Raw genomic sequence first — 6,721 nt, forward strand, 5'->3', positions numbered from 1 at the left:
CTTTCGGGCCGCGGTTCGGATACCTTTTCCGCCGCCGCTCGGTGCCGCGTGGAATGGGAGAGGCGCCGCTATCGCCAATAGGCCACGGCAAGGCATGCCAAGGGGCTGGTCCCGGGCATGTGCCAATGCGCCTTCAGGCGGCGGATGCAGGTGGCATCTGCGCCTGCCCAGGCAAAGACAGTGACGCCCGTTGGGGGCACGAGGGCCGCGACCGTGGCGAAAAGCCGGTCCCCGACGGTCTCTCCGCCAGAGGGAAAAACCCAGCGAACAAGAACCCCCGGAGGGTGGGAGAAGCCGATCCGCTCCTCCCGCGTCCCCACGCACAGCACTGCGACACCGGCCGCCGAAGCCGGCAGTGCTTCGAGGATCCGCGCAATCGCCGGCAGTGCCGTCTCGTCCCCCGCGAAAATGTACCAATCGGCCGCGAGCACTGGTCGCCCCACGGGACCGGTGATCTCGCATGCAACGCCAGGGCGCGCCCGCGCTGCCCAGTCTCCTGCCGGCCCCGGCCGGTCGTGGAGAAAGAAGTCGATGTCCATCTCGCCACCCACCACATCGATCCGGCGGATCGTGTAGAGGCGCGTCGCCCGGCTGCCACCCTCGCCGATCGATAATCGGACATGCAGTTGCCCCAGGGTATCGAAAGGGGCGAGATCATCGCCGCTCAGGGTGATGCGGCGGATGCGTGGCGAGAGGTCTGCGACGCGCACCACCTTCATCGCCCGCCACACGGGGCCATCGTCACCGGCAACCACGATACGGGGAGATTCAACCGTCATCGTTTGGCCAGCATCCAAAGAAGATAGGGCGTGCCGAAGAGCGAGGCGAACAGGCCGATCGGCATCTGGTAGGGGTAGAAGGCGAGCCGTGAGGCGAGATCGGCGAGGCCCATCAGTAGTGCCCCGAGAATTGCGGAGGTCACCAGCAGGCTCCGTGCATCGGCAGCACCGACATGGCGCGCGATGTGCGGCGCCATCAGGCCCACGAAGCTCACCGGTCCAAGGGTCAGCGATGCAGCGCCTGTCAGCAACGCTGCCAGAGTGACAAGAAGCAATCGCGCGCGCCTCATGCCGAGGCCAAGTGCCGCCGGCATTTCCCCCCCGAGGGACAGCAGGTCGAGCCATCGCGAAACCACCAAGACGGGGATGATGAGCGTGACGGCGAGAACCGCCGTCACCATGGCAATCGCCGGATCGACATGCGCCGTCGCGCCGGTGAGCCAAGCCAGGATCATCCCCGCCTCCATGCCGCCACGCGTCATCAGGATGGTCAATGCGGCGCTGCAGAAGGCGCCGAGCGCGACGCCGCCGAGCAGCATGCGATTGCCCTCGAAGGCGCCTCGGCGCGCGGCGACGATCAGGACGGCGAAGCCGAGGATCGCGCCCAGCGTGGCGCCGGCGATCTGTCCCGCAAGGCCCAGGGTGGGGGCGGCAAAGACGCAGATCGCCATTGCCAGGATCGCCGCGGAACTCACCCCCAGCACTTCCGGACTGGCGAGCGGGTTCGAGGTCATGCGCTGGAGGAGGCAGCCTGCCGTGGCGAGCATGGCGCCGCCGGCCATGGCCGCGACCAGCCTCGGCGCACGCCAGGGCAGCAGCGCGGCAACGGTGGAGAAGGGCTCGAACCCGATGTGGCCCTCGCCCCGTCCAACCAATAACGCCAGCGCGGCAATGACGGCGAGGCCGCCGAGAAGGGCCGGGCATAGCCGCCTGCGCGCGGAAGCCGTCGCTCCCTCCTCCCGCAAATCCGGACGCGCCAGACGCAACCGGCCGGACAACCAGAGCAGAACCGGGCCGGCGAATAAGGCGGTGACCGCGCCGGTCGGCATGTCGAAGCGGCTCGCGCGATCCATCGCCTGCACGAGGCCGTCCGTCGCGCTGAGGATCAGGGCCCCCAGGAGTGGCGACGTCAGGAGGACGAGGCGCGCCGTCCGGGCCCCCATGAGCCGCGCAAGATTGGGGGCCGCAAGGCCGACGAAGCCAATCACGCCGACCTGGGACACGACCGCCGCCGACAGCGCCACCGCCAGCATGAGGACGATGAACCGTGTCACCGAAACCCGCAGGCCGAGCGCGCGAGCCCCGCGATCGTCGAGCGCCAGAAGGGTGAGGGCACGCAGAAACAGCGCCGAAACCGCCAAGGCCAGGACGAGGCGTACCGCAAGATCAAGCGCTGGCTTCCAGGTCTGCTGCGCGAGCGAGCCGCCGCCCCAGAGGAACAGTGAGGTCAGGTATTGGCCACTGTAGAGGATGATGGTCGCGGCCAGCGACGCACAGAGCAGCCCCACCATCATGCCAGCCACCACCACGGTCGCGGGCTCGAAGGCGCGTCGCCAAGACAGGCCAAGGACGAGGAGCACCGCGACGAGCCCGCCGGCGAAGGCGATGCTCTCGCGCGGAACGCCCCCGAGGTCCGGCGCGAAGGCCGTCGCAGCGACAATGGCGAGATGCGCGCCGGCGGCAACGCCGAGGCTCGAGGGGTCGGCGAGCGTGTTGCGCAACACGATCTGCAGCAGTGCCCCGGCCAGCCCAAGAGCGCCCCCCGCCAGGAGCCCGACCACATAACGCGGAGCGAGGCTGTGCAGCGCGATGAGGCTGGAGAACCGACCGGAAGGGTCCATGGCTGCGATGGAACCATCCGCTGAAAAGACCTCCCGTAGTGACCAGCCGAACAAAGCGAGCGACAGCAAGGCGAGGAGCAGGCACACCAGCATGATGGGGCGGTGCGGGGAGATGGCGTCGGATGTCATGCGAGGGCGTTGCCCACCAGGCGCGCGAAGCGGCGCGCGGTCGGCAACCCGCCAAACGGGTTGACCGGGTCGATCACATGGACCCGGCCTCCCGCAACCGCAGGCAGGGCGTTCCAGAGCGGGCTTTCGGGCAACACCCGCAGCGCATCGGATGGAATGGGTTGGACGATGATGATGCCCGCATCGCCCGCGCTCGCCAGCGACACGAGATCGACTGGTGCCTGCGCCGAATACCGCGTCTGCCCAGCCCAGGCATTGCGCAGGCCAAGGCGATCGAGCACATGGCCGTGCATGCTATCGGCGCCGAACACGCGGAAGTGCCGAGGGTCGCCGATATTGATGATGGAGAAGGCTTCGCCCTGCCGCGCGGCCAGCCGCTCCCTCTGCGCGTCGATCTCCGCGGCCACGGCGATGATGAGGTTTTCCGCAGCCGCCTCTCGCCCGGTCAGCCGTCCCAACTCCCGTGCCGCCGCCACGGCGGGCTGATAGGGCGAACGCCCGCGCTGGTCGATGCGAAAGCTGCGGGTGGGCGCGATCCGGCTCAGATTGGCCTCGTATTTCACGTACCAGGGCGCGGTGAGGATCAGGTCCGGGGTCGCAAGCAGGAGCGCCTCGTAGTTGAGGCTGCCACGCAGGCCGAGATCGGCCACGGTCGGCGGCGGGGCCGGCTCCACCACCATCTGGCGATACAGCCGCAACTCCGCCGCGGCCACGACTTCTGATCCGATGGCGAGCGCCGTCTCCAGCATCGCGCAATCGATCGCGGCAACGCGGACGGCGGATCGGTCGCGGGCACCGGCGCGCACGACGGCCCCCGCGACGGAGGCGGCAAGGCCGGTGCAGAGCGTACGGCGGGTCAGTCCCTTCACAGCGCATATCCCATCTCCTGGCCGCAGTCGCGCGTCACCAGCGGTAGTAGAGACCCGCGCTCACGGCTCGACCGTAGCCATAGGCGCAGGTCGTCGACGTGTAGCACGAGGCCAGATAGGTTTCGTCCATCAGGTTCTTGGCGTTAAGCTGCAACCTCAGGCCATCGATATTGGCGTATTTCTTTCCGAAATCGTACGACAGGGCGGCGTCGAACAGTGTCACGTCGGGAAGCTCGATCGTGTTGTTGGTGTTGTAGCTTGGCCCGATATAGCGGACGCCGAAGGCGCCAGCGAGACCATAGAAGGGCGAGCCCGGCTGGACGTCGTAATGCACCCAGAACGAGGCCATGTCGTCAGGAACGCCGACAGGAACGAGCCCCTGGAGCCCACTGTTGTCGCTCGTGTATTTCGTGTCGAGATGGGTGTAGGCACCGAGGACGGACCAGCCGTCCTGCAACTGGGCCTTGGCCTCGAACTCGAAACCGCGCGAACGCGCCGCGCCAACCTGGACCGAATAGCCGATATGGACGAGGTCCGACGTCGTCAGGTTTTGGCGTGTCAGATCGAAATAGGCCGCGGTTATCAGGATATCGGTGCCGGGTGGCTGGTACTTAATGCCCGCCTCATACTGCGTTCCCTGTTCCGGCTGGAAGGCCACGCCATTGAAATTGGTGCCGGCAATCGGTGTGAAGGATTCGGCATAGCTCACGTAGGGAGCAAGTCCGTTGTCGAAATGGTAGAGCAGGCCAAATCGGGTGGTCGGCGCGGAATCGTTCTGCTTCTGCAGCGCTGTGGTGCTGCGGGTCGTGCTTTCCGCCCAATCCTGCCGGGCGGCCAGGGTCGCGATCCAATTGCCGAAGCGGATCTGATCCTGGGCGTAGAGGCCGTACTGTGTGCCGTCCACATCGGTGCGGCGCAGGGTCGGAATCAGCACCGTCTGGCCGTACACCGGATTGAAGATATCGATTGAAGGCGCCGTTCCGGTGCCCGAATTGTAGAAGCCATCATAAGCCTGCGCATCGAAACCCACGAGGAGCGTGTGGCGGAGCGGCCCGGTCTCGAACTTCTTCTCGATCTGATTGTCGAAGGCGAATGAGCTGAGTTCATCGTGGGAATAGGTGACTGAGCGCAACAGCGTTCTGTTGTTGGCGGCAAGGGAGCGGCCATAAACGCCGGCGTAGTCAAGCTCGGTACCGAACCACTGGCCATTTGCCCGGATGGCCAGCGTATCGTCGAAGACATGCTCGAACCGATAGCCGAGCGACCCCTGATTGCGATCGAACTGCTCGACATCAGGTTCGCCGACGTTGAAGTTTCGGGCAATGACGCCATAAGGATTGAACACGGCCGAGCCGACCGAGGGCACGCCGGCATAGGAGTTTGCTTCCGGATCGCGCTGATAGAAGGCTGTGAGCGTCAGACTGGTCTGGCCGCTCGGCTTCCATGTCAACGTCGGCGCGACGGCGAAGCGCTGCGCAGATGTGTCCGAGATCTGGCCGTCACCGGCACTGCCGACAGCCGCCAGCCGGTAGAGCAGCGTGCCGTCCTTGTCGACAGGACCGGAAAGATCAGCCACGGCGCGACGATAGGCGAAGTTGCCAACATCAACCCCCACCTCGTGATAGGGGCGGTCCAGCGGCATCTTCATGATCTGATTGACCATGCCTCCGGTCGGCGCCTGACCGTACAACACGGAAGTCGGCCCCTTGAGGACATCGACCCGCTGAAGGAGGTAGGGATCGACCTGTGGCGAGACGAAGTTCATCTTCATGAGACGCAGACCGTTCAGATAGGTCGCCGCGTCGAAGCCCCGGATCTTGAACAGGTCGAAGCGTGTCGAAATGGCCCCCCGGCTCTCCGGGATCACGCCCGCCGTATAGCGTAACGCCTCGTTCAGCGAGAGAGCGTTTTGCTGCCGGATCTGATCCGCCGTGATGACCGAAATGCTCTGCGCAGTCTCGACGATCGGCGTGTTCATCTTTGTCGCCGTCGAGGAGCGCTCGGCCACGAGGCCATTGACCGGCCCGGTGGGCGTCTGCCCCGCGCCCTGCACGCTAATCGTATTAAGCTGTATTTCAGCGACGTCTTCCGCAGATGCTGACGAAATACCCGCGAATACGACGGAGGCAGCCAAAACACAGGAGGCACGACAATGAAAAGAACTTCGCATCACATGAATCGATCAACTTATTTTGACGGTGAGCAAAGATAGCCGCAACGGTCCCTTTCGATCCAATAAGCCGACCTCGCTAATTTCATAAGCGGCGCTTATGATCAAACCAACGTTCATAATTGTTGATTATTATAATTCCAATCTGGCCTCCCATGAGATCATGAGACGAACTTCCAGCCCAAAGGCACCGGAAACCTTCGAAATTCGCCACTTGCGGTATTTCGTCATTTTGGCGGAAGAGCAGAATTTTGCCCGCGCCGCGGAACGCCTTGGGATCGCTCAACCAGGACTCAGCCAGCAGATCATGAAGCTCGAGGAGATCGTGAAGACTCCCTTGCTCGATCGGACCCAACGCTTGATGAAGCTGACGCTCGCCGGAGAAGTCTTCCTTGAGGAGGCGCGCAAGACACTCGATGCAGCAGAGTCGGCGCTTGTTGCCGTGACCAAGGTGGGGCGCGGCGAGACGGGGCGCATCTCGATTGGCTACGTCGCCTCCGTCGCCTACGCCGGCGTGCTCACACGTTCGATCTCGAGTTTCCGCAAGGCCCATCCGGACGTCGAACTGCAGCTGACCGAAATGGAAATGGGCGAGCAGCTCTCCCGGATCTCGGAAGGGCGGCTTGACTTCGGCTTCATTCGGCCGCCCTCGCCACTGCCACCCAATGTCGTGACGCGCGTCATATTGAAGGAACGGTTGGTGGTTGCCCTTCCCGCCGACGACCCCCACGCGGGCACTGGAGCGGTCGATCTGGCGGATCTCGCCGACCGCGATTTCATCACCCCCCGCCAGGCTCCCGACGTTGGCTTTCGACGCAACACGACCACCGCCTGCGAGGAAGCGGGCATCAGCCCCACGATCAGGCCGACCGGCAGGGACTTCACGACCATTGCCAGCATGGTCGCCGTCGGCCTGGGAATAGCGCTGGTTCC

Annotated in this window: 5 protein-coding genes; 1 reads left to right on the top strand and 4 read right to left on the bottom strand. The window is 64.9% G+C overall.

What is annotated here, in order from left to right:
* Nucleotides 1-68: 68 nt before the first annotated feature.
* Genes AAG816_RS09265 through AAG816_RS09280 form a run of 4 tightly spaced genes read right to left on the bottom strand, consistent with a single transcriptional unit; the run spans nt 69 to nt 5,596 of the window.
* Nucleotides 69-779 carry a siderophore-interacting protein gene (locus tag AAG816_RS09265; protein WP_341989316.1) on the bottom strand — a complete coding sequence of 237 codons (711 nt, stop codon included), beginning with the start codon at nt 777-779 and terminating at the stop codon, nt 69-71.
* A complete protein-coding gene (gene fhuB, locus AAG816_RS09270) occupies nt 776-2,749 on the bottom strand; it encodes a Fe(3+)-hydroxamate ABC transporter permease FhuB (protein WP_341989317.1) in 1,974 nt (657 codons plus the stop codon). Before fhuB ends, AAG816_RS09265 begins: the two co-directional genes overlap by 4 nt.
* Nucleotides 2,746-3,618, bottom strand: coding sequence for an iron-siderophore ABC transporter substrate-binding protein (locus AAG816_RS09275; protein WP_341989318.1), 873 nt, complete (start codon nt 3,616-3,618; stop codon nt 2,746-2,748). The genes fhuB and AAG816_RS09275 overlap by 4 nt, the downstream gene beginning before the upstream one ends.
* 34 nt (nt 3,619-3,652) lie before the next feature.
* Nucleotides 3,653-5,596, bottom strand: coding sequence for a TonB-dependent siderophore receptor (locus AAG816_RS09280; protein WP_341989319.1), 1,944 nt, complete (start codon nt 5,594-5,596; stop codon nt 3,653-3,655).
* 292 nt (nt 5,597-5,888) lie between these two features.
* On the opposite strand from AAG816_RS09280, the gene AAG816_RS09285 reads away from it, so the two are divergent.
* A partial coding sequence (locus AAG816_RS09285; protein WP_341989320.1) for a LysR substrate-binding domain-containing protein occupies nt 5,889-6,721 on the top strand: 833 nt, incomplete at its 3' end.

Source organism: Azorhizobium sp. AG788, from assembly GCF_943371865.1.
Classification (GTDB): Bacteria; Pseudomonadota; Alphaproteobacteria; order Rhizobiales; family Xanthobacteraceae; genus Azorhizobium.